The following is a 22,908-nucleotide window of genomic DNA, read 5'->3' as shown; positions in this document are numbered from 1 at the left end:
ACTGAGCATGACCACACATATTACCCAAACCACACACTGCTTTACCTTACAACAACTGCGCGCTGCAACTCAGGCGGGTGGCGTAGCAGGTGTGTCGCTAAAGGGCCAAGGTAATGGTTTTTTCATCCAAATCCAGCTTCGTACCGGCCAGCATGCTGTTCTTGTCACGGCTCGCAGTCGCTCACCACGTATGTTCAAAAACCCCGCGCAAGCGTTTGGGGTATTACGCCGTGTCGGCATTGTCACCGGCAGCTTTGATGTCACCCATTATGCACCCGAGCAACAAAGCCATAGCGACAAACCCGTGAAAAAAGCAGCCAAAAAAACAGCGAGCAAAGTCAGCAAAGCAAAAAAAGCAGCGGCACAAGCAGCCCCTGCTCCTACTGAAACCGACCTACCCGCACACGACCCCTCTCCGCTGGATAAAGCCAAGGCACAGATCAATGATCCTCAGCAGCCCTCTTTAGCCGATCCCTCCATTCAAATCGACGAAGAGCAAGCTAAAAAGCTTCTTGAGGAGCAAGCCCCATTGGTTGGGGTACAGCAGAGCTTAATTTAAGCGCCAACAAAAAATGCCTGCATTAAGCAGGCATTTTTTTGCGCAATACTGTTTTAAGACTCCACCGCTCGGGCTCGCTGCTTAAGTCGCTTAAAGGCGACAAATGCCAGCATCGCAAACACCGCTGTCATGCATACTGCACTAATAGGACGTGTCAAAAACACAGTCATATCCCCCCGCGATAAGAGTAATGCACGCCGGAAGTTTTCTTCCATCATCGGACCAAGCACAAATCCTAATAACAAAGGAGCGGGCTCAAAACCCATGCGCGCCGCAACAAAACCAAATAAACCAATAATCAATACAATACCGACATCAAATAGGTTATTGTTCGCGCTATAGACACCAATACAAATAAAGAACAAAACGGCCGGGTAAATCAGACGATACGGCACAGAAAGCAGCTTTACCCACATCCCCACCAAAGGGATATTTAAAAAGAGCAAAAGCAAATTACCAATCCAAAAACTAGCAATTAACCCCCAAAATACAGTAGGGTGCTCTACCATTAGCTGTGGGCCTGGCTGAATATTATGAATCATCATCGCCCCCAGCATCAGCGCCATCACGGCATCACCAGGGATACCTAGACTTAGCGTAGGGATAAAAGCCGTTTGTGCTGCGGAACTATTCGCTGATTCGGGGCCCGCAACCCCCTCTATCGCCCCTTTTCCAAAGCGTTTAGGCTCACGACTAAATCGTTTTTCCACAGCATAAGACATAAAAGAAGCGATGGAACCACCCGTACCCGGTAGTACACCAAAAAAAGCGCCAATCCCCGCACCACGCCCTATGGCCGGTGCAGACTGTTTGAATTCGCCTTTTTGTAGACGCATGGCTCGCCAACCAATTTTTGAGCTGGAAACCGCTGTGCCCGTGCCCAGTTGATTTGCATGAGACAACACATCCGCAATACCAAATAGCCCCATTGCCACCGCTACAACCACCAAACCGTCTTGCAGCTCAGGAATACCAAAGGTAAAGCGGGCTACACCCGTATTAATATCAGTGCCCACCACCCCCATGATCAAACCCACCAACACCATGGCAATACCTTTTAAGGGGGCCCCTGTGGTAAGCGTGGACGCAGCCAATAAGCCTAACAACATTAAGGAGAAGTATTCAGCAGGACCAAATTTAAAGGAAAGCTCTACTAATAGCGGTCCAAACGCCATCATGAGAATAATCCCGATGGTAGCCCCGATAAAAGAAGCAATCATTGCCATCAATAAAGCAGAACCTGCTCGCCCCTGCTTTGCCATAGGATGACCATCCAAACACACTACGGCATGGGTAGGTGTGCCCGGAAGGTTGAGCAAAATTGTCGTGGTGGCGCCCCCATAGCTTGTACCGTAATACAGCCCCGCTAACATCATAAGCGCCCCAGCGGGGTCTAAGCCATAGGTGATAGGCAATAACATAGATATGGCGGCCAGGGCACCAATGCCCGGCAAGACGCCAATCAAGTTACCAATAAAGACCCCTATAAAGGAGTAAAACAAATTATGCAGCGACAGCGCTGTTTGAAAACCAAGAATAATGTTATCTAACATGGATCAACCCCAGCGCAGGAGAGGAAACTGCATTTGCAATGCATAATAAAATACAATGATCGCCATCAGGGTCAGTACCACGGCAACCACAAGCGCCGTTTTCCATGTATTTTTCTGATCTGCTAGTGTCGCTACAAAAGCCAATACAAAGGTCGCAGGAATCAGCCCGCCGTATTGTCCTAAGGCAATAAACAATAAAATAGATGCCACAACCAAAAACCAAGCCCTAAACTGGGGCACAAAAGAGGTCGTGACAGACTGCGGTTCTGGCGGGCTCAGCGCAATCAGTAAGGCAACCAACATCAACCCTGCTCCTAAGAGCAATGGAAAATAGCCCGGCCCCATACGCGCCAAAGAGCCTATTTGATAATTTAAACTGCCCAAAACGGTTGCCATGCCTATAAACAGCATGAGGAGCGCGGGCGGCAGCTCCTTTTTATTGATGCCAAACTTCATCGCCAAAAGAGGGTTCCAAATAAGGGGAAAAAATCAAAAACAGCCCCAATGAACTAAAAAGCTATCATTATATCGGGCTGTTTAGGATTCTAGTAGTGTAAACCGTTCTACAGGATAACAAAAATAATTTTCCCGCTGAATATGGCGACGGTTATATATCAAGAGGCCGCTGCTGGCGTTGTAGGGCTTAATGCACTAAGCAAATAAGCCATCAGCTCTTTTACGGGAGCAATCGCTTTACCTAAAGGTAAAATCTCTGAGCCCCGAAAAAATAGCCCTCGGGCGATATCGCCTGCCAAGGCATAGGCCAGCTGTCGATCAATGCAAAACTGACCGCTTTTGGCGACTCCATCGCGTAAACCACAAAATGCCAAGCAATCAAAACCTTCTGAACAGTCACGTGCCTTGGCAACCTCTTGTAGTTTATTCTCTTTATGCAAATAAGCCTCTAACCATGGGGTACGCACCGCACGCGCCGGTAAGCCAGCCACACTCATAAAGGTCACGATGTCTTCTGGCTCGGCTTCGACCAAGACTTTTTTGAAATTGTCATGCGCATCGCCTTCGTGCGTTACCGCAAATGCACTACCTAGTTGCACAGCGCTTGCCCCTGCATCGAGCAACGCCTGCACTTGCTTAGGCTGGTGTATGCCCCCAGCAACAATTAAAGGAATAGGTGCAATGCCTAATTTTTCAAAGACCTCTTGAGTTTGCTCTAAGACCTGAATGGATTGATAGTTAGGTTTATCCATGTCTTTCGTGTCAGCCAACCCCAAATGCCCCGCAGCAAATTTAGGATTTTCTAACACAATCGCGTCCGGTAGACGATTTTTCCGCATCCATTTGCGCAGTACTAGCTGTGTACCTCTAGCATCAGACAAAATAGGAATCAGCGCGACATCGGGGTAATCTGCCGCCAGATCGGGTAAATCCAACGGCAGCCCAGCCCCCACCACAATCGCATCGGCTCCACTTTCACACGACTGACGCACAAAATCGGGGTAAGCCGAGACGGCTTTCATGATATTAACTGCGATAGCGCCTTGCCCTTGAGCAATTGTCTTCGCGGCTTTGATTTCACGGTCTAATGCGATCAGATTACACGCATTAATATGCGCTTTAGTTGGCTGCTCGCTACAGCTTTGCATCAAATCAGGATGGTGGCGACGTAAATCCACACTAGATATAGTCCCTAAGGCACCCAGTTTAGCTACAGCACCAGCAAGCCGATGCGCGGATATCCCTATCCCCATCCCCCCTTGCACCACGGGCAAAAGCGATTTATTTTTAAGCAAAAAGCGTTGGGTTACTTCATCAAACACCATTGTTTCCTTTTTCCATTTGGCATAGACGCCGACCCCACTACTATGCCCCCAAATAAAAACAGCGACCTTAATGTGTATCAAGGTCGCTGCATTTAAGTGCAAAGGTAAGAATCAATACATGCCGTGAAATACTGCGTCTTCTGGCCCAATATGCGACGGCGGGCTCCAGGTCACGTCACGCATGGAGTGTTGCACTAGATTTTCCACACCAAGCAAAACAGCAAAAATAGCCATTCGCACGGGAATACCATTATCGGCTTGGCGGAAAATCGCTAAACGTGGATCGTGATTCAAATCCACACTCAGATCATGTGAGCCGGCCCGGCTATCTCGCGGCAAAGGATGCATGATGATCACATCCTCTTTAGCATAAGTATCAATAAGCGCTTTGTTAATTTGAAAGTCGGCACTGTAGCCTTCTAGCTGCTCATCATTGAAACGTTCTTTTTGTACACGGGTGGCATAGATCACATCCGCACCCTTTAATCCTTCAGCCATCGAGTGCGTTTGCTCAATCACATGATTGCCGCGTGCTGCGACATGCTCAATGATCTCAGTCGGCATTTCCAACCCAGGCGGAGAAACCAAGGTGAATTTTAAGCCTTTATAGAGCGCCAACATTTTCATAAGCGAATGCACCGTGCGCCCGTATTTTAGGTCCCCTGTGATTGCAATATGCGCGCCATCAAGCAATTTACCCAAGCGAGAAAACTCGGTCAGAATTGTATAAAGATCCAATAATGCTTGGCTAGGGTGTTCCCCAGCCCCATCCCCCCCATTCACTACAGGGATATTTGTAGCGGCAGCAAACTCAGCAACCGACCCCTGCTCTGGATGGCGTATTACCATAGCATCCACATAACCACTCATGACACGGCTGGTATCGTAAATTGACTCACCTTTAGCCATAGAGGAAAAGGTAAAACCAGTGGTATCACACACTGAGCCACCCAAGCGGCAAAAGGCGGCTCCAAAGCTTACCCGCGTACGTGTACTGGCCTCAAAAAATAAATTACCTAAAACCGCTCCCTCTAGTACCCGCGAGACTTTTTGCCGACGCGCAATCGGTTGCATCATATCGGCGATACGTACTAACTCCTCGACGGAGTCGCGAGTAAACTGCTCTACTGAGAGCAGTTGATGTTTGCCATTAATAGCGATACGGTCACGCAAAGGCCCCGTTTGCGAATTTTGGGCATATTTAGCGAGCAATGATTCGTTTTCGACGATTTCGGTCACAAAACGCTGGACAACCTCGGGCATACCACGAAACTCTTGCGAGCCCTCGGGCAATAGCCACGTATCCAAGGCACGACGTTTAACCCCAATGCGAGCAGCAAAAACATCGCGGGTCAAATTTAAGCGACGCATAGCGTCGCGCAAAAAAACCTGTTGGGAGACAGACATAGGGATTTCCATTCAAACTATACGCAATGCGTATATTTTAACCCTAGCTGCAGCCCAACAGGTATTTTTTTATGCTTTACGCATAAAAACAACAATATTACATAGGCTCTGCGTTTTGCCCAGCAATAATTTGGGCAGCCGTTACTGCATTTTCTTTGCTACCAACCATGAAGATTAAACGTCCTTCAGTGATGGGCTCTGAATAACCCGGGATCGCTAGTAAGGTCCCATCTACCACCAAAGCCAACCGTTTGCCTGGGTTCTGCTGGGTAATAGTCGTTAAACGCTGGGTCGCGGTCTCGTTAAGCGTTAAAGCCAACAAACCCTCGCCTGTTTCTGCCGTACCGGCTTCAACACTGCTCAAATCATTGCGAGTAAGAAATGGATCGGGCTCCATATACAGTGTATTGCTTTCATCAAGCTGGATTTCTGCCCAATCCGCTTGAGGCTTGGTATCTGCCAAAAAAATCATCAAAGGTGCCATTGTTTGGGCTTCGGGAGCCTGTACCGAAGCATCTACCCCTGCAGCAGGATCTGTTTGCGTGGTCGCTGGTGCTGTAGACGCTGTAGAGCTTCCGGGCTGATGTGGAGTCTGACAAGCTGCCAGCGCCATGAGCGCTACCGGAACCAATAAGCGACTTAATGTTTTTAATTTAGGCATAAACACCATCCTCATTTATAGAAATCATAATAAAAAAAGTTTAACAGCAACCAACAAGAAGCTCCACGGCCTTTGCTGTTTACATTGTTAAGCTATATTAAATCATTCTTGTATAGAGATAAAAATTGTATCCAATATTTGAAGTGTATCCGCATGAAGTAAATCAATCTGCAACCGACCAAATTGATTAGGTTGCCAATAAAAAATAGCAGCACGGCTAACCACGTGTTTATTGATCCGCCAAACAATAGGTAAAGCCTCCACCCCTTTTGCTTCGAATCGAATCTGCTGCTGTGTCACAGGAATATCCGGGTCCCACGCGTAATGTGCGCGTGCTGTAGGGGCGCTAATACGAGGAGGTGTCGCTGTCATTACACTCTCAATCACCGCCTGCTGGGTGCCCTGCAAAAAACACTCCTGCCGTGAAGGCTCATCATGATGACGATATTGTATGGTTTGGCATATAACGCCAGCAGGCATAGCTGGTGGCTCACTGGCTACATCTCGATGTAGCCACTGCATAACCTCATGCCAAATCGGCGCGGCCCCACTCACACCAGAGACATCGTGCATTGCCGACCCATCCGTATTTCCCACCCACACGCCTACTGTATAATGCTGGCTAAAACCTACTGCCCAGTTATCCCGCATATCTTTAGATGTTCCTGTTTTCACAGCACTCCAAAATGGAGTATGCAATGGACTATCTAGACCAAAGGTTAAAGCCCGCGCCATATTATCCGATAAAATATGCTGAACAAGCCATGTGGCTGTAGCTGGCAACAAAGGCTTCGCTTGGTGGGCACACCCATCGGCTTGTAAACAAGCGGGCGTCCACTGCCCATTATTGGCCAAAGCCCGATAGGCTTGGCTCAATTGCCATAAACTGACCTCCACGCCACCTAGAGCCAACCCAAGCCCATAATAATCTTCAGCATAGGGCAAAGAAAACCCCATTTGCTGCAAGAGCCGCTGAAAAGAGGCCACCTCTACCTGCGCTAAGACTCGAACGGCTGGAATATTTAACGAGCTGGCTAAAGCCACTCGAGCAGAGATCCAGCCCATAAACTGCTCATCATAGTTTTGAGGAATATATAACCCATAGGGAGTAGAAAACTGCGCAGCCGTATCCGCTAACAACGAAGCGGGAGTTATCCGCTTTTGTGCAAAAGCCAATGCATACAAAAAAGGTTTTAATGTAGATCCAGCCTGTCGTAATGCTTGCACATGATCATACTGGGAAGCCGTCGACACCGCACTGGCCCCTACATAGGCCACCACGTGCCCCGATATATTTTCCAATACCACCACAGCCGCATCACGAACATGGCTATGACGCAAGTCTAAAAGATGCTTGTGTATGAGCGCTTGTACTTGCTGCTGTGTTGTTTTATCTATACTGCTTTTAACAATCGGCGTTTTGATTAAAGACCCAACCCAGCGCCCCCAGTGTGGTGCTAATTGCGGGTTTCCCCATGCGGGCTGCCCACTACGCGCCAGTGCCTGTTGATACGACCACGCATAAGCCTCGCAATCCGCCTGGGGCTGCACCCCTCGCCATAAAACACAACTGCGCGCTTTTAATACGCTCAATGAGGCATTAGGACTTGGAAGCATCGCTACCGCTAGGGCCGATTCCGCGTAATTCAATGCCCTCGCCTCTTTTTGCCATAGGACTCGAGCCATCGCATCCACACCAACGAGCTCCCCTTTAAAGGGAGCTAAATTCACATACGCCTCTAAAATCTGGGCTTTAGTCCAACGCTTTTCCAGCTGTTGTGCTAACCGCGCCTGCTCCCACTTAGCCGTCAAAGAGCGTGGCCCATTACGACGCCCTGATCCTAACCCCAATAAGTCCACCAGCTGCATACTAAGTGTGGAAGTACCACGTAAACGCTGCCCCCACAGCGATGACCACGCCGAGCCCAACACGGCATACCAGTCAACGCCCGCATGCTCATAAAAACGCTGGTCCTCGGCATGCAGCAGCAAGCGTAACAATGCCGGAGAGATTTGATCTAAACGTAGCCAGTCCCCCCGCTGCCATAACCACTGGGTTCGTTGCCGCTGCAATAACTGTCCCGAACGGTCCAAAATTATCTGATCAGACGATTGGGTTTGTTGCTGAACCTGCTCAAACGAAGGGAAAGGCTCCCCCCATGCCGCCGTCCAAGCGACCAGCAAACTCATGATCAAAAACAAACGACTAAGGCTGCGCATAAACCTGTATCGGTGTTAACGGTAGTTGCGCCTGTACAGATGCATCGTATAAAACACGTAGCTCTGTCGCCGGCAACACAAACACACCCGCGGTATTAAGCTGCACCTCATAACGTATGCGGCTCACACCGACGGGCAAGGAATCGAAATAAGCACGATAGCTTCCCGCTAACCGCTCCTCATAACTAGGTAGAGCTAGCGAGGCGGCGAAGTCATCTTGCTCCAAAAGACCGCCACCGCTCGCTGTCACCATCGCAGCAGCAGGAATCGGATCCTCCAGCACTGTCCAACCCTGTGCTTGATCGGTTTCGATTTCTATCTCCACACGATAACGATCCCCCACCTGCCAACGTCCAGCCTGTGCTTGCTGTAGGGGAGTGACGACTCGACGCAGTTGTACGCCTTGCATTACAGGCACACTAATGGGCACCGCTGCCTCGGCACTGAGTTTTGCCCAAATCGGGCCGGAGCCCTGATGCAACACTGTGACTGCTCCCTGCTGAGCCCACGACCATGACTGCACATAAGGACTTGAATGCTCTGCCCAATCCACTCGCTGCTCTGCATGGTCTTGTTGCACTAAGGTGAAGCCATCCGCCCACTCTTGCTGATCCAAACGCGCCAATGCTAATAGCGCCCAACTGTTCTCTGGTGCCGTGCCCCAATGTCCCTGTTGCTGCTGCGCCAGAAGTCCATGCATAAGCCCAGGTAAATAATCCTGCCACTGAGGTAAATCCATTACAGCTAAAATCAAACGAGCTTGATTTGTCACCGCAGACATCATCAAAGAAGGCATATAGTCTCTCTGGTTTGGCCCAAAAGTCCATAAAGAGCCCCGCTGTAACAAGCGTTTTTGTAATTCCGCTTGAATGGATTCTATCTTGATGCTGGCTCCCTCCATACGTGGATGTTGTAATAACTCCAGCCCATCAATCAACGCTGAGCTAAGCCACTGCTGCACTGGTAACGCTAACACATCAAGCATCTCGCGCTGAACCCGATCATAAGCTGCCAGAGCATTGACGGCTGCCATATAAATAGCGACCCGCTCTTTGACTTGCTGGGGTTGTTGTCTGGACTGCCCTTGAACATACCGCCACAATGCATCAACAAGCTGTGAGGCCACAGCCGGCGGCAAAGCTAATCCCGAGGACTGTTTAGCATTCAGCTGTAATAAATAAGCTGTTAACTCTGCACTACCTGCCAAATAAGGGTTAGGAAAATAGCGTACTAACCCCTCCTCGTCTAAATAGGATGGTAGGGCTTGCATCAACTGTTGCCAGGCCATCTCGTCCTGCAAAGCCACCGCTGCCGATATCTGCTGCTCAAAAGAAGAATAAGAATGGGCTTTAAACCAATCACGGGCACCTTGTTGCTCTGCTAAAGAAGGGTACAAAGCTAAGACTACTTGTCCTCGTGTTACCCCTGCTGCATCCGTTAGCGCTTGTGCTGGTCTCGACACCTGTAAGCGTTGTGACTGCTGCGGTAACAGCCGCTGCCAAAGCACTTGCTGCTGCCGTACGGGCACAGCCGCTTGCCAATGCTGCGTCAGCTCTAATGCATCCATGCGAACTTGGCTCTGCTCTTCATCAGCGATGATTTTCCAGTGAATCTGCCCTTGATTCGCCTCCATATCAGCGGGCAACTGCACTGATTCGGAAAAAGAATGACTAGACTGAGCTGCCACTGTTAAGACTTGTTCTGTCTGCACCCAAGGAGTATCCCCCTCAAGATAAGCCTCGATTTGTACGCGTATGACTTTATCTACAGGCTCACGATTGCGTAATGTAAACTCGGCGGCAAAGGTATCACCTGCACGGATCTGCTGTGGTAACGCTGACAATATCTGTATCGGCTGGTGGGTTTGAATTTGTGTACGCGCTGCTCCAAATACATCCCCACCCGTATCCACTAATGCCACAATCTCAAATTGCGTTAAGCTCTGATTCAGAGGTACCTCTATGATGGCTTGCCCTTGATCATCTAACGTCACATCACTGCGCCACACTAACAAGCTATCCAAAATTTGACGAGTTGGTGCTTGCCCGCCCCCACCACCCGCTGGGATAGCTTTGCGCCCGTAATGACGTCGCCCCACAACTTCTGACTGCATTGTCGCTGTTCGGACTCCATAGCCCACTTCGGGATACATAGCCCCTAACAAATCCCACGTTGTATTTTTTCTTAATGCTAAAAGTGCTTGATCTACACCCACTAACAATACTGAAGCGTTCGCTGCGGGCTCACCAGAGGGCAGTTGTGCTTGCACACGAAAGCGAGCAGTTTGCCCCACCCTATAAATAGACTGCTCAGGCTGTAAGCTGACTTGGAGCGTATGGGCATGATTTGCCACCGCTAAACGCGTCACCCCATACCTAAAGCTGGGTTTAGCTAAGTCCACCGTTGTCGTCGGCAATTGCTTTGCCGCACTTTTATATCGTTGAAACCACTGCAACGGCGTTTTCCAGTCCCCTTGTATCAGATCTCGCCACGACACAGCGTACTGACGCCCCCGTACCGCTAGCACAGACACATACACGTTGGGGCCCCATGACGGTTCCACGGTTAAGTCAAAATAAGGCTGCTCTCGCGTCAAGCTTACCCACTGCGTATGTAAAATGCGATCACGCTCTACCGCCACCCATGCGGAGGCCTGTTCAAAAGGCATCTGCACCTGAAAGCGAACGGTATCACCCGGTTGCGCAGATTTTTTATCTGCTAATATGTCCATGCGATCATGATTGGCGCCCAGTGCAGCTGGTGCTCTATCCCCTAACCATAGCTGGGTCTCTGCCGTATAGGGTCGCTGCTCCGCATCCAGACTTTGGCTATGTAATATGAGCTGCCCACCTTGTGGTACATGAATCACACATTGCCATCGGCCCTCGCCATCACTTTGTGTTTGACACACTTGTCCTAACGATTCGCGTTGCTCATGATGCTCATAACGATAAAACCCGCCCACCATGCGTTGTCGGGTTGTATAAAAAGATTGTCTTTGTGCCGAAATGGTGATGGGTTGATTTGCAACCGTTTGGCCGCTAGGGCTTAATACTACGCCATGAACATGAGCTGTGTTTGACTCTTCCCAGTAAGCATGCCGTACGCCAACCACCACCTGTGACGGCCAAATGCGTTGCTGCTGGGTGAGTGTTTGGATTTGACCGCTTGGATCCCTGAACTCTGCGCTCATAACTAACGACTGCGGGGAGGATACCGCAGGCAAAGTGAGTGCCATCTGTGCACTACCTTGATGGTCCAAAAACAATGGCTTTTTATCTAATAAGGCTTGTGGCCGTGGTGAGCCCAGAACAGGATTAAAATCATACTCCTCATAGCCCGCAAAATCTGGCACCAAAGGATGTAACAAAGCACTTACTTGTAAGGGAAGATACGCTGCCACCCCTCCTGCTATGTAATGCAACTGTGCATCAAGTACCGTCTCACTTTCTCCAACTAGCAAGGGTTGCGCTGGCTGCATAGACGTAAGCGCTAGTCGACCATCTATATAAGGGCGCTTAAACGCCTCTACACGTAAGGAGGCCGTTTGAAAAGCGGCTTGTTCCCCCTGTAACCAGACCTCATAAGTTCCTAATAGCATGGACGCCGTCAAAATTTGCGTATTTTCTGCGTACCATGCCCCAGTAGAAGATTGCTGCCAATGCAAAGGTTGAATAAACTCTGCTCCACTCCCTACATGACGCAAGCGCATTTCAGGTAAGAACGCAGATAAGTCTTGAGCTGGCTGTCCACGCCAATAATGCTTAAAGTGCGCCGTTTCCCCAGCTAAAAATAGCGGTCGGTCGACCACCGTATGGGCTACTTCGGCCGCATTGCCCCCTGCATAGTAATAAGGCAACTGAAAACGCCACGCCTCAAGCCCCCTATCCCATGAGGTCATCACAAAACTTTGATCGGCTTGCCCATAGGCATCAGCATGATTCGCCCCTATCGCTGCACTGATAAAATAACCATCTAACCCAGTTTGCTCATAATAGTTCGCTTCTGTTGCCTCTTCCCACGCCCATTGTCCGGAATCGTCCGTTACCCCTTGGGCCACTGTATTCCCTATACCGTCAAGTACCATAATTTGAGCTTGGGCGACGGGTTGGGCGTTATCTAAACGCGTCACCCACACTCGCAACTGCCCATTGGCCATTTTGCTATGTACAGCTAAATTAGTCAGCAATACGGCACTGCGTACATACATCGCTTCGTGATCACTCAAATAAGCCTCACCTAAGCGCGAAGACTGTGCTTCTAGCACATAAAACCCCGGCGCACTTAAAGGCACACCGATTAACTCAGTCTCTTTTTCTGCCAATGCAGGTGGTGCTGGCAACGTTATTTGTTGTGTTTCTGTTTGTGTTACCGTAAAAATTGAGCGGCTTGCAGGGCTAAGCGCCGCGCCATGAGACGCCTCTTGCCACCCTTGTAAACGCCATGCGGCCTCAAGTTGATTCTCTGAGAGAGCATAGTCGCCCACGCGCTGTAAACGCGCGTACCATTGCAGCATGTCCTGTGCCTGGGTCAAATGCAAATAACGCAACTGCCCAGCCGTCGCCTGATTTTGCTGAGTAAAAATAGCCGCATCTACCCCTCGAATCGCAACAGGAACCAAGGCTGGCTCAGGCTCTGAGGTAGGAGGACGCTCTGCAAATCGCTCTATGACTCCCATGCCCTCATAAGCGAACTTAAGCAAAGGAGGCATCGCCGCCGTTTTGACCGGCAGTTGAAAAAAATCTGGATTGGATAAAGCACGCTGCGCATCATCACGCACCCCAGCTCCTGTTGCTGGCATATCCCAAACAAACGTAGCAAGCTCCTTATAGGTAGCTGGGAATTCCACACTATCACTCCAGGCTACCGGCTCTGAAAAAGGTACAGGTGCTATCTGCTGCCCATCTTTCGCACGTAAGCGTAAGGCAGTTAAAAACGCTGTTGGAACAGGTGCTGAAAACTGGAGCCGCAGCGGGCGTAAAGGATTACAATCCGCTGTGCTACGCGTTTTGTCGCACCACAGCTGCACCCGTAATGGCCCCCGTACTTGAAAATGCAGACCAGGCTGGTCACCATAAAACACTTTGGGTACCAGGCTACGTTGTCTCTGATCACGCAGCTGCAAAACAAGCTCAGAGCCCGACGCCAAACGTTGGGCACACTGCATCACCAAGAATTGATCTGCCCGATCTGCCTCATACATGTAACTTTGCTCTTGAAGCAGCGCCTGTGCTTGCTCCATAGGCACAGCTTGTAAAGGTATACGTTCACCTAAGGCACTGCTTTGGCAATAACTATGCTCCGTCAGCTGAGCTGCGGTAACAGGCTGATCAAAATGTAAAATAAAAGCCTGATCTTCATCAATCGTACCTACCCCCGGTTGTACGTGTTGCAAAACCGCTGCATAAGCTAGCCCTATCATCATCCACAAACCCAAGCCTAAAAGCCATTGGTGACCACGCATTCTCCCCTCACTTCCCTTGATTTGATCTGCTTATTATAAGTGCCCCATTTTGGCCCAGAGCACTTTATTTTTTGTGGTACTTATCCTATTATTCAAATGATAATAATTATCATTATCAAAAACATTACTACTAAATATTACGATTAAGGTTAACTATGCAACAACTTCCCTTGCCGCCACGCTCACAGTATCGACTTGGCTTGAGTGCTTTCGGCGTCGCGCTCGCTTTTACCCCCTACGCTTTTGCACAAAGCACCGACAACAGTGTGACACAACTGCAAAATGTGGTGGTCACAGCCTCGGGTTTTGAGCAGCAAATCGAAGATGCCCCCGCCTCGATTAGTGTGATCTCTCGTGAGGAGTTACAGAAAAAAGCGTACAAAGATATAACAGACGCTTTAAAAGATGTTCCTGGAGTGGTTATCACGGGGGGCGGAAGTAATAGTGACATCAGCATCCGAGGCATGGCTGCAGGCTATACCTTGATTCTGGTTGATGGTAAACGACAAAATACGCGTGAAACCCGTCCAAACAGTGACGGCTCTGGCATTGAGCAAGGATGGCTACCCCCCATGCAAGCCATTGAGCGTATTGAGGTCGTCCGTGGGCCAATGTCTTCGTTATATGGTTCCGAAGCCATGGGAGGCGTCATCAACATCATCACACGTAAAATAGCCAATGAGTGGACAGGGTCATTGCGTACCGAAGGCACTTTCCAAGAGGACTCCGATTCTGGCAATATCTATCAGGGCAATTTTTATGTCGCCGGTCCAATCAAAGAGGACCTATTAGGCGTGCAAATTTATGGCCAAAAAACATTGCGCAAAGAAGATAAGTTTATCAATGGCTTTAATAAACAAGACACACGCTCTGGCACAGTAAAATTCACCCTTAGTCCCAGTCAAAACCATGATCTCGTCGCAGAGGTCGGGCGCACCCTACAAGATCGTACCAGCCACCCCGGCAAAAGCTCAGCCACAGAATCTTGCCGAGGGGGCCGCTGCACACCGAATAGCATTTCCGAAAGCAAGTACTCGCGCAATCACTATGGTCTCACCCACTACGGACGTTGGGGGCAATTACGTTCAGAAAGCTTCATTCAACAAGAAGACACCAAAAACCCAGGTCGTGATATGTTCATCAAAAACATAGAGGCCAACACACAGTGGAGTCTAGCAGCTGAACACCATATGCTAAGTTTTGGGCTGCAATATTTAAAAGAAAAGCTAGATGACACCAATAATCAATATAAACCAGAGGTCAGTCACCTATCGCGTTATCAATGGGCGGCCTTTATCGAAGATGAGTGGATGTTACACCCTAATTTTAGTCTTACAGGCGGGCTTCGTTTAACCCATGATGAAAACTACGGTAATCACTGGACTCCCCGTTTATACGGCGTCTGGCATGCAACCGAGCAGTTTACCTTTAAAGCAGGGGTTTCAACTGGCTTTAAAGCACCTGGCCTGCGTGCCGCTGTCGCCGATTGGGGCCAAATCACTGGTGGGGGCGGTGAGCCTGCCGTCATCGTAGGAAACCCAAATCTCAAACCCGAGAAAAGTATTTCTCAAGAAATTGGCTTTATCTGGGATAACCGAGAGAACATAAATATTGGTATGACCGCGTTTAACACGCAATTCAAAGACAAAATCTCCGAGGTGCGTCGTTGCACAGACCCCGATGGTCTGCCGACTTGCCATGTTTTACCCGGTGACCGCGGTTATAAATTCATTAGTGACCGCGTGAACGTCGATAAAGCTGTTATGCGTGGGGTAGAAGCCACCGCCACTTGGGATATCACGGATCAGCTACGTTTAAATAGCAATTACACGTTTACCCACTCCAAGCAAAAAAGTGGGGACTTTGCAGGACGCCCATTAAATAAAATGCCAAAGCATATGTTTAATAGCACGCTAGATTGGGATTACGACGAGCAGCTCAATCTCTGGACCCGGGTGAATTTCCGTGGTCGTACTTCTGATTACTTAAGCCGCACCTCGATGAGTGAAGGCACACCACCCTTTACCTTTGTCGATCTAGGCGTGGGCTATCAGCTTAATAAAAATACACGTTTTGGTTTGGGCGTATACAACATCTTTGATAAACGCATGGAGTACTCGGACTACGGGGCCGTGTATGATGGCCGCCGCTACTGGGCACAAATGACCATTGGCTTCTAAGCATACGTATACCCATCGAACGGCTCTTAACCCATGCAGGTTAGGAGCCGTTCTCCTTGAACCTTCTTGCTACCTTGTTTGCAAAAAAATACAACTTTTTAATACTACGTCATCGGCTTATCATCAAAGAGTGCTATGGTGAGTCAACACCTACACGTAGTACGTCACTTATTTTTTCAGGAGACAAGCATGGCTAAAATTTTAATGATTTGCGGGGATTATTGCGAAGACTATGAAACCATGGTGCCCTACCAAACCCTACTGGCTGTAGGTCATGAGGTCGATGCCGTCAGTCCCGGCAAAAAAAGCGGCGATAAAATTATTACTGCTATTCATGATTTTGAGGGGGAGCAAACGTACTCAGAAAAACGCGGGCACTTTTTTACCTTAACAGCCACCTTTGATGATATTCAGGTGGAGGATTACGATGCCTTGGTACTACCCGGTGGGCGCGGTCCCGAATTTTTACGCTTAAACCAAGAAGTCATCCACATGATTCAACATTTTTTCAAAACAGATAAGCCGGTAGCTGCTGTTTGCCACGCTGCACAACTGCTTGCCGCCGCCGATGTGCTCAAGGGGCGTACTTGCTCCGCCTACCCTGCATGCCAACCGGATGTCGAACTAGCCGGTGGACAATATGCTGATATTAACGTTGATCAAGCCGTCACCGATGGCAATCTAGTTACCGCCCCCGCTTGGCCAGCTCACCCCGCGTGGCTTCAACAGTTTCTCGCCCTGCTTGGTACGCAGATTACACTCTAAGCTCATGCCCCAACCCTCTTACTGAGGCGTTGGGACTTGGTCTACTTTTACGATCATTAAAGACTAAGCTAGCTGCAGCAAAGGCTTACATGCTCCAGCTGGTAGCAATGCTGCAGCGGCTTCATCCACAATAATCATGGCATGCGGATGCGCTTTTACGATGGATGCCGGCATTGCCTCATCAACAGGGCTATGATAAAGATCTGCCATAATTTGGGCTTTATTCGTGCCCGTGGCTACTAATACAATTTCTTTTGCCTCAAAAATATCTTGCAACCCTAGTGTAATTGCTTGCGTGGGAACTTCATCCATCGAGTCAAAAAAACGACCATTGTCTATACGGGTTTGCTCCGAAAGCGCCACCACATGTGTACGACTAGCAAAAGGCGTGCCTGGCTCATTAAAGCCAATATGCCCATTCGAACCAATCCCCAATAGTTGCAAATCAATACCACCCGCCTCGAGAATAAGACGCGAGTAGCGCTCACATTGCTCTTGTAAGTCACCACACAAACCATCGGGTAAAAAAGTACGGTGCTGAGCAAAAGCCAAACGATTAAACAAATACTGACGCATATAATAATGATAGCTTTGAGGGTGGTCCGCCCCCAGCCCAATATATTCGTCCAAGTTAAATGTTGTCAGCTCAGACACATTCACATCCTGCTTCGCCACTTGACGACAAAACTGCTCGTAAATGGGTTCCATCGTACTACCCGTTGCCAAGCCTAATACAGCATTTGGTTTTTTTTGAATTAATTGAATGAGTCGGGTTGTGACATAGTCGGCAATTGCCTGTGGATGGGGAAGAGAAAAAAACATAAAAATAACCGTCAGCGCTATAAAAAATGTCGTTATGACTTATTAGATTCAAATTATCATATAAATTTCATAACGGGGTGTGATTTTTTGTATACAAAATTCGTAAAATCACAAAATTGTTTTACGTTAAACCTCTTTTTCAGAACCCCCCTTCTGACTTTGTAAACGCCATTGTGCTGGATTAATACCAAACTCACGCCTAAAAGCATGACTTAATGCCGATGCAGAGCTATACCCTACTTTTTCTGCTACGGCCTCGATACTTAGCTCTTCTGCTAAATACTGCTTTGCCCAAAATAAGCGTACCATCGTTACAAACTGGGTTGGTGATAAGCCCGTTAGTCGCTTAAAGCGCCGATAAAAACTCGCCTTGGAGCTATGAACTAACCGAGCAAGCTGTTCCCCATGCCAAGCATGCTCCGGTTGCTGCCATACGGCATCCAGTACCACCCCATATGTCGGGTCTTGAGCCAAACTCAACAAGCCATAGCTTAAGGCATCAACAGGCTGACATAGCTCGCGTCTAAGAATAGAACTTAATAACACATCACACAGCTGCTGGAGCATATACGTATCCGCCATCGGCTGCTCAAGCTGAATAAGCGCCAATAAGTGACGTAAAGCTGGCTCTTGCTCCGCGCTACAAATAACTCGCGACGGAAGCTGCTGCAATACATATCGGCTCAATGGCCATTTAAAGTCCACATAACCACATACCATGTGAGCATTCTGCCCCGCATGTCCTCGTAACTGATGCCATCGTGGCTGCAAATACAGTACAACATGCCCATCTCGAAGTACAACCTCGGGTTGATCGGGCTCATGTAACCGACACTGCCCGGTCATCACCAAATGGAAAACACAGCGTGTCGCATCCGCAGGACTAGAGTGCCAATCCCCGCAATGCTCACCTGTATAAAAAACATGACTTTGGGCTTGCAACAGCGGTAGTAATATCTGATATCGATGGGAATAAGAAAATAAGTTTATATCGTTCGAGCGCATAAGCAAATAGCAATCCGTTGACACAAAAACATGAAAAACTGCTTCGCTCTCACATTGTTAGCTAGGTCTCAAGAAAGCACAATTTATACATATTTCTTATTTAGCTAACAGGTGTTGATATGTCCCGTCTTCCTCTTTTAACGCTAGAACAAGCCGATGCGTCCATCCAGTCTAACCTAGAAAAAGCCATTAATAGTAGTGGCTTTTTATCAAATTTACTCGCTGTGCTCGCTAATGCTCCAGTGGCTCTGCAAGCCTACCAAGACCTTTCTGCCTTAAACGCCAAAGCCTCCTTGTCTTTAGCAGAGCGAGAAGTCGTACAGCTCGTAGCAGGCACCACTCATGGTTGTACATTTTGTGTCGCTGGTCATACTTCTCTCGCTACGCACAAAGCCAAGCTAGATCCAATAGATATTCAAGCCTTACGCGAGCGCCGCTTTGCTGATATCAACGACCCCCGTCTACGTGCTGTGGCTTTATTCACTGAGCAGATCATTCTCACGCGCGCCAAAGTCAGTGATCCTGTGCTCAACGCTTTCTATGACGAGGGCTATGGTCCGCAGCAAGCACTAGAAATCATCACGGGAGTAGGTTTAGCAACAATATGTAATTTTGCCAATAACTTAGCGCACACCCCGCTAAACAGCCAACTCGAGGACTACGCATGGCATACCAACTAAATCCCGAGTTAGCACAATGGCTTACTGCACATGCTTTGCCACTCGACCAATCCAATCATCACGCTTCACTCGTTATTCCTAAGCTCGCTGAACACCATTTGTTTGGCTTAGGAGTACCCGCCACTTATGGCGGGCAAGCTCATAGCGATTTTGCAGAAGCAGTGTGGGCCATCACCGCCGTGGCAAAATATTCCTTAAGCGCTGCTTTTGCTTATTGGGCACAGCGCTGCTTTATCAGCTACTTACTCTTAGACCCTAGCCGCCCAGCCACAGCTCAATATCTACCTGAACTATTATCAGGTCAATTAACTGGAGCCACTGGGTTATCTAACGCAATTAAGTTTTTAAGTGGTGTAGAAGACCTACAAGTCCATGCGACACCAACAGCTGATGGTTGGGAGCTCAATGGCTTTTTACCTTGGGTAAGCAATGTCGATAACGATGGCTTTGTGGTCGCCGTAGCGGCACAACGTCCCCAGCAAGCCCCTGCTATTTTCCTATTGCAAAGTGATGATAAAGGGCTACACCGTCAAGCCGATTTAGATTTACATTGCTTACAGGGTAGTAATACAGCAAGCATACACATCCAATCCTGCCACGTTGGCACAGACCGCCTGCTCGCAGACCAAGCGGCCGAATTTATTCAGCAAGTGCGTCCTCCTTTTTTAGCTTTCCAGTGTGCGTTATCCACGGGAGTCGCCTTACAAAGCCTAGAGCAAGTGCTTGCACACCCACGTTTAAATACGGCTCACGCTACTCAGGCCCAAGATCTACAACATAAGCTTGTTACTACCCAGAGTCACATTATTACCGGCTGTCTAAACGGTGTGTTTCTACAGCAGCCTACAGAGCTATTCGCGTTACGCATTGAAATCGCGCGTTTATGTCAAGAAGCCTGCTTATTAGAGCTGTATACCGAAGGTGGCGCCAGCTATCTTCAAGGCAAGCGCGAACACACGCTACGCCGTGTTCGAGAAGCCTTATTTTTGCCACTGGTATCTCCCACCGTACAACAGCTGCGGCAACAGCTACAAACCCCTTTTACCTTTGCTACGGCATAAATCATGTTAATTAGAGCGGAACATATTGGGCTGCACTATGGGTCGCGCCCACTTTTTAAGCAGTTAAATTTACATATCTCTGCCCATGAAATCGTCGCTTTGGTCGGACCGAGTGGGGCAGGTAAGTCCAGCCTTTTAGCTTGTCTGGCTGGTTTACAACCCCTTAATGAAGGGAGAATCTACTTTGACCAACAATTACTACAACGCCCCCGCTCTGATATTGCCATGATGTTCCAAGATCCGACATTATTGCCTTGGCTAACTGTGGCAGACAATGTTGGCTTTGTTTTCAAACTCAAAAATCAAGAAAAGCCACCGCGCGCGCAACGGCAGCAAGCCATACAGCATGCGCTAGAGCTCGTTGGGCTACACGCTGCTCAACACCTCTACCCTCATCAACTATCTGGTGGCATGGCACAACGTGTCGCCTTGGCGCGTTGCTTAGTGCGTCAACCTCGATTGCTTTTGCTCGACGAGCCTTTTAGTGCGCTCGACCAGGCCACACGCCAAGAAATGCAACAGTTACTCCTAACAATCCATGCTCAAACCAGCACCACCATCGTGGTCGTTACTCATGATCTGCAAGAAGCCATTACCCTTGCCCAACGCGTCATTATGGTTTTACCTAAGTCAACCGACCCACTTCCATCTTGGACCATTTCAACATCCACCAAACACAACCCAACACTACGCCAACAACTTCAGAGCCATCTCCATCACCATTTACGCTTAGCCCATAAGGAGGCCGCTTAAATGTCATTCAGTACTCGACACCGCCGCCGTGACCTGCTCAAGCTAGCGGCCTTATTCTCTACAAGTAGCCTATTTACACCGTGGTCAGGCTTACACGCTCAAGCTAAAGATGATGTCCTGCGTATTGGCTATTTGCCTATTACTGATGCCACCCCATTATTGGTTGCACATGCTTTAGGTTTCTATGAAGCCGAAGGCCTAGAGGTCGCCCCACCTGTGATGCTTCGTAGTTGGGCGCAACTGCTTGAGGCTTTTTTAGCCGGCCAAGTCAATGTGGTTCATTTACTTTCTCCGATGACCATTTGGGCTCGCTATGGAAGCCGCGCTCCCTTAAAAGTGGTTGCTTGGAATCATATGAGTGGCTCGGCATTAACCGTTACACCAACTATTCAATCAATCACGGAACTAGGGGGTAAAACGGTTGCCATTCCTTTTACCTACTCCATACATAATGTGGTGCTACAGCATTTATTACGCCAACATCACTTAGAAGTAGTACTATCTGGGCGCGCGCCACTTACTAACAATCAGGTTCGTCTTGTGGTGATGGCACCCTCGGATATGATACCGGCTCTTGCAGCCAAACAAATTGCAGGCTTTATTGTGGCCGAGCCATTTAATGCGCAAGCAGAGTTACTTGGCGTAGGCAAGATTTTGCGTTTTACCGGGGATGTTTGGAAAAACCACGCCTGCTGTGTGGTCGCCATGCAAGAACAAGACTTACATCAACGGCCAGAATGGTCACAAAAAGTCGTGAACGCTCTGGTTAAAGCTCAGCACTGGATTCTGGCTCACCGTGAAGAAACTGCCCATCTATTGGCTACCACAGCGAAACACCGCTACACCCCACATACAGAAACCACACTACGCAAGGTCTTAGCACCGCAGTCACAAGAACAACAACAGTATGAGCAACAAGGTATTATCCAGCATCCTGCCTGGCAAGATCAGCGCATTACTTTTCAGCCATATCCTTATCCCAGCTATACGGTGACCTTGGTTGAGCAACTGCAAAAAATGCAGGTAGATACGCAAAATACATTTTTAAAACAATTGAACGGTCCTCAGGTGGCTACAGATTTAGTTGATGACCGCTTTGTTAAGCAGGCTATCAATGACCTGGGAGGTCTACGAGCCTTTGGTTTAGATGATGCTTGGGAACGAACAGAATGGATCGCTTAACCTTCGTTTTCTCTCGCTTTTCACGGTGGCTCTATGGTGGAGTCGGTTTGGTGCTAGGAATAGGGATCTGGTGGTTAATGAGCCATTTACATACTGGTTTTTTAATACAGCAGCTGCGCCCAGAACCCAGTTTTCAACAGCTTCTGCAATTACTCCAAACACCGCTATTTTATGAGCACATGCTAGCTAGCTTACGTCGTATAGTAGTGGGGTTAAGCGGAGCGCTACTCATTGGTTTGCCCATAGGGCTGGTTATGGGATCTAGTCCCCTATGTCGTCGCTTATTTACTCCACTCTTTCAATTTTTACGGATGATATCGCCCCTATCCTGGATGCCTATTGCAGTGATGGCATTTGGCGTAGGCGACGCTCCCATTTATTTTTTACTGATTTTTGCTGGCCTCTGGCCCATCTTAATCAATACCGCCCAAGGCGTAGAAAAGCTCAACCCTCGCTGGCGTTTACTCAGTCGCAGCTTAAATGCCACACGCTGGGAATTTTTACGTTATATTTTGTTCCCTGCTATTCGTCATGATGTTTTTACCGGCTGCCGTTTAGCTGTAGGGGTATTATGGATCGTATTAGTACCCTGTGAGATGCTCGGCGTCAACGCTGGCTTAGGTTATTTGATTCTAGATACACGCGATCGATTAGCGTATGCAGAACTTATGGCGGTCATTTTATACATCGGCGTACTAGGTTACACCCTAGATTCCTTATGCAGACTTGGCTTATCCCGCCACATCCATACCTAAGCGCTTAGCCAGCCACGCAAAATTAAGGTACGATTTACCTTAGGTTTCACTTTTTACTCA

Annotated in this window: 17 protein-coding genes; 8 read left to right on the top strand and 9 right to left on the bottom strand. The window is 48.6% G+C overall.

What is annotated here, in order from left to right; translation table 11 throughout:
• The first annotated feature begins 7 nt into the window (after positions 1-7).
• The gene (locus tag Q1V74_RS02805) at positions 8-559 is read left to right on the top strand and encodes a hypothetical protein (RefSeq protein WP_300646975.1); all 552 of its coding nucleotides are present in this window, start codon (positions 8-10) and stop codon (positions 557-559) included.
• Positions 560-612: 53 nt separating this feature from the next.
• Here the strand turns inward: Q1V74_RS02805 and Q1V74_RS02800 are convergent, their stop codons facing one another.
• The 7 genes from Q1V74_RS02800 to Q1V74_RS02770 form a co-directional block, all read right to left on the bottom strand.
• A complete protein-coding gene (locus tag Q1V74_RS02800; protein ID WP_300646974.1) occupies positions 613-2,112 on the bottom strand; it encodes a tripartite tricarboxylate transporter permease in 1,500 nt (499 codons plus the stop codon).
• A 3-nt stretch (positions 2,113-2,115) separates the two neighbouring features.
• Entirely contained in the window at positions 2,116-2,523 is a 408-nt protein-coding gene (locus Q1V74_RS02795; protein ID WP_300646980.1) for a tripartite tricarboxylate transporter TctB family protein, read from the bottom strand.
• 203 nt (positions 2,524-2,726) lie between these two features.
• On the bottom strand, positions 2,727-3,893 hold the full coding sequence (locus tag Q1V74_RS02790) for a nitronate monooxygenase family protein (protein WP_300646979.1): 1,167 nt from the start codon (positions 3,891-3,893) through the stop codon (positions 2,727-2,729).
• Positions 3,894-4,004: 111 nt separating this feature from the next.
• The gene (locus Q1V74_RS02785; RefSeq protein WP_260649536.1) at positions 4,005-5,300 is read right to left on the bottom strand and encodes an aspartate carbamoyltransferase; all 1,296 of its coding nucleotides are present in this window, start codon (positions 5,298-5,300) and stop codon (positions 4,005-4,007) included.
• A 97-nt stretch (positions 5,301-5,397) separates the two neighbouring features.
• The gene (locus Q1V74_RS02780) at positions 5,398-5,961 is read right to left on the bottom strand and encodes a hypothetical protein (protein WP_300646973.1); all 564 of its coding nucleotides are present in this window, start codon (positions 5,959-5,961) and stop codon (positions 5,398-5,400) included.
• A gap of 102 nt (positions 5,962-6,063) precedes the next feature.
• Positions 6,064-8,151: a penicillin-binding protein 1C gene (gene pbpC, locus Q1V74_RS02775; protein ID WP_300646972.1), complete on the bottom strand. Its 2,088-nt coding sequence runs from the start codon at positions 8,149-8,151 to the stop codon at positions 6,064-6,066.
• Between the two features lie 16 nt (positions 8,152-8,167).
• A complete protein-coding gene (locus tag Q1V74_RS02770) occupies positions 8,168-13,645 on the bottom strand; it encodes an alpha-2-macroglobulin family protein (protein WP_300646971.1) in 5,478 nt (1,825 codons plus the stop codon).
• 155 nt (positions 13,646-13,800) lie between these two features.
• Between Q1V74_RS02770 and Q1V74_RS02765 the strand changes: the two genes are divergently transcribed.
• A complete protein-coding gene (locus Q1V74_RS02765; RefSeq protein WP_300646970.1) occupies positions 13,801-15,825 on the top strand; it encodes a ligand-gated channel protein in 2,025 nt (674 codons plus the stop codon).
• A gap of 189 nt (positions 15,826-16,014) precedes the next feature.
• Positions 16,015-16,590 (top strand): DJ-1/PfpI family protein, encoded by a 576-nt coding sequence (locus tag Q1V74_RS02760; RefSeq protein ID WP_300646969.1) that lies wholly within the window; start codon positions 16,015-16,017, stop codon positions 16,588-16,590.
• A 63-nt stretch (positions 16,591-16,653) separates the two neighbouring features.
• Here Q1V74_RS02760 and nagB read toward each other — a convergent pair whose 3' ends face one another.
• Both nagB and Q1V74_RS02750 read right to left on the bottom strand, forming a co-directional pair.
• Positions 16,654-17,412 (bottom strand): glucosamine-6-phosphate deaminase, encoded by a 759-nt coding sequence (gene nagB, locus Q1V74_RS02755; protein WP_300646968.1) that lies wholly within the window; start codon positions 17,410-17,412, stop codon positions 16,654-16,656.
• A 126-nt stretch (positions 17,413-17,538) separates the two neighbouring features.
• Positions 17,539-18,417 carry an AraC family transcriptional regulator gene (locus tag Q1V74_RS02750; protein ID WP_300646967.1) on the bottom strand — a complete coding sequence of 293 codons (879 nt, stop codon included), beginning with the start codon at positions 18,415-18,417 and terminating at the stop codon, positions 17,539-17,541.
• Positions 18,418-18,536: 119 nt separating this feature from the next.
• Here Q1V74_RS02750 and Q1V74_RS02745 point away from each other — a divergent pair, with 119 nt between their 5' ends.
• From Q1V74_RS02745 to Q1V74_RS02725, 5 genes are read left to right on the top strand one after another with little or no spacing between them, the layout of a single operon-like run.
• A complete protein-coding gene (locus Q1V74_RS02745; protein WP_300646965.1) occupies positions 18,537-19,097 on the top strand; it encodes a carboxymuconolactone decarboxylase family protein in 561 nt (186 codons plus the stop codon).
• Entirely contained in the window at positions 19,082-20,158 is a 1,077-nt protein-coding gene (locus tag Q1V74_RS02740; protein ID WP_300646964.1) for an acyl-CoA dehydrogenase family protein, read from the top strand. Before Q1V74_RS02745 ends, Q1V74_RS02740 begins: the two co-directional genes overlap by 16 nt.
• Before the next feature lie 3 nt (positions 20,159-20,161).
• Positions 20,162-20,911 carry an ATP-binding cassette domain-containing protein gene (locus Q1V74_RS02735; protein ID WP_300646962.1) on the top strand — a complete coding sequence of 250 codons (750 nt, stop codon included), beginning with the start codon at positions 20,162-20,164 and terminating at the stop codon, positions 20,909-20,911.
• The gene (locus Q1V74_RS02730; protein ID WP_300646960.1) at positions 20,912-22,093 is read left to right on the top strand and encodes an ABC transporter substrate-binding protein; all 1,182 of its coding nucleotides are present in this window, start codon (positions 20,912-20,914) and stop codon (positions 22,091-22,093) included. It begins immediately after the preceding gene.
• Positions 22,081-22,848: an ABC transporter permease gene (locus Q1V74_RS02725; protein ID WP_300646959.1), complete on the top strand. Its 768-nt coding sequence runs from the start codon at positions 22,081-22,083 to the stop codon at positions 22,846-22,848. The genes Q1V74_RS02730 and Q1V74_RS02725 overlap by 13 nt, the downstream gene beginning before the upstream one ends.
• Positions 22,849-22,908 lie beyond the last annotated feature (60 nt).

The sequence above is a fragment of the Paenalcaligenes sp. genome, assembly GCF_030152715.1.
GTDB classification, from domain to species: domain Bacteria; phylum Pseudomonadota; class Gammaproteobacteria; order Burkholderiales; family Burkholderiaceae_B; genus Paenalcaligenes; species Paenalcaligenes hermetiae.
The sequence above is the reverse complement of the archived record's forward strand: the minus strand, read 5'-3'. Positions and strand labels throughout refer to the sequence as shown.

Excerpts from the sequence above, each read along its gene's own strand:
- Q1V74_RS02805 (WP_300646975.1), top strand. The coding sequence starts at position 8 with ATGACCACACATATTACCCAAACCACACACTGCTTTACCTTACAACAA.
- Q1V74_RS02800 (WP_300646974.1), bottom strand. The coding sequence starts at position 2,112 with ATGTTAGATAACATTATTCTTGGTTTTCAAACAGCGCTGTCGCTGCAT.
- Q1V74_RS02795 (WP_300646980.1), bottom strand. The coding sequence starts at position 2,523 with ATGCTGTTTATAGGCATGGCAACCGTTTTGGGCAGTTTAAATTATCAA.
- Q1V74_RS02790 (WP_300646979.1), bottom strand. The coding sequence starts at position 3,893 with ATGGTGTTTGATGAAGTAACCCAACGCTTTTTGCTTAAAAATAAATCG.
- Q1V74_RS02785 (WP_260649536.1), bottom strand. The coding sequence starts at position 5,300 with ATGTCTGTCTCCCAACAGGTTTTTTTGCGCGACGCTATGCGTCGCTTA.
- Q1V74_RS02780 (WP_300646973.1), bottom strand. The coding sequence starts at position 5,961 with ATGCCTAAATTAAAAACATTAAGTCGCTTATTGGTTCCGGTAGCGCTC.
- pbpC (WP_300646972.1), bottom strand. The coding sequence starts at position 8,151 with ATGAGTTTGCTGGTCGCTTGGACGGCGGCATGGGGGGAGCCTTTCCCT.
- Q1V74_RS02770 (WP_300646971.1), bottom strand. The coding sequence starts at position 13,645 with ATGCGTGGTCACCAATGGCTTTTAGGCTTGGGTTTGTGGATGATGATA.
- Q1V74_RS02765 (WP_300646970.1), top strand. The coding sequence starts at position 13,801 with ATGCAACAACTTCCCTTGCCGCCACGCTCACAGTATCGACTTGGCTTG.
- Q1V74_RS02760 (WP_300646969.1), top strand. The coding sequence starts at position 16,015 with ATGGCTAAAATTTTAATGATTTGCGGGGATTATTGCGAAGACTATGAA.
- nagB (WP_300646968.1), bottom strand. The coding sequence starts at position 17,412 with ATGTTTTTTTCTCTTCCCCATCCACAGGCAATTGCCGACTATGTCACA.
- Q1V74_RS02750 (WP_300646967.1), bottom strand. The coding sequence starts at position 18,417 with ATGCGCTCGAACGATATAAACTTATTTTCTTATTCCCATCGATATCAG.
- Q1V74_RS02745 (WP_300646965.1), top strand. The coding sequence starts at position 18,537 with ATGTCCCGTCTTCCTCTTTTAACGCTAGAACAAGCCGATGCGTCCATC.
- Q1V74_RS02740 (WP_300646964.1), top strand. The coding sequence starts at position 19,082 with ATGGCATACCAACTAAATCCCGAGTTAGCACAATGGCTTACTGCACAT.
- Q1V74_RS02735 (WP_300646962.1), top strand. The coding sequence starts at position 20,162 with ATGTTAATTAGAGCGGAACATATTGGGCTGCACTATGGGTCGCGCCCA.
- Q1V74_RS02730 (WP_300646960.1), top strand. The coding sequence starts at position 20,912 with ATGTCATTCAGTACTCGACACCGCCGCCGTGACCTGCTCAAGCTAGCG.
- Q1V74_RS02725 (WP_300646959.1), top strand. The coding sequence starts at position 22,081 with ATGGATCGCTTAACCTTCGTTTTCTCTCGCTTTTCACGGTGGCTCTAT.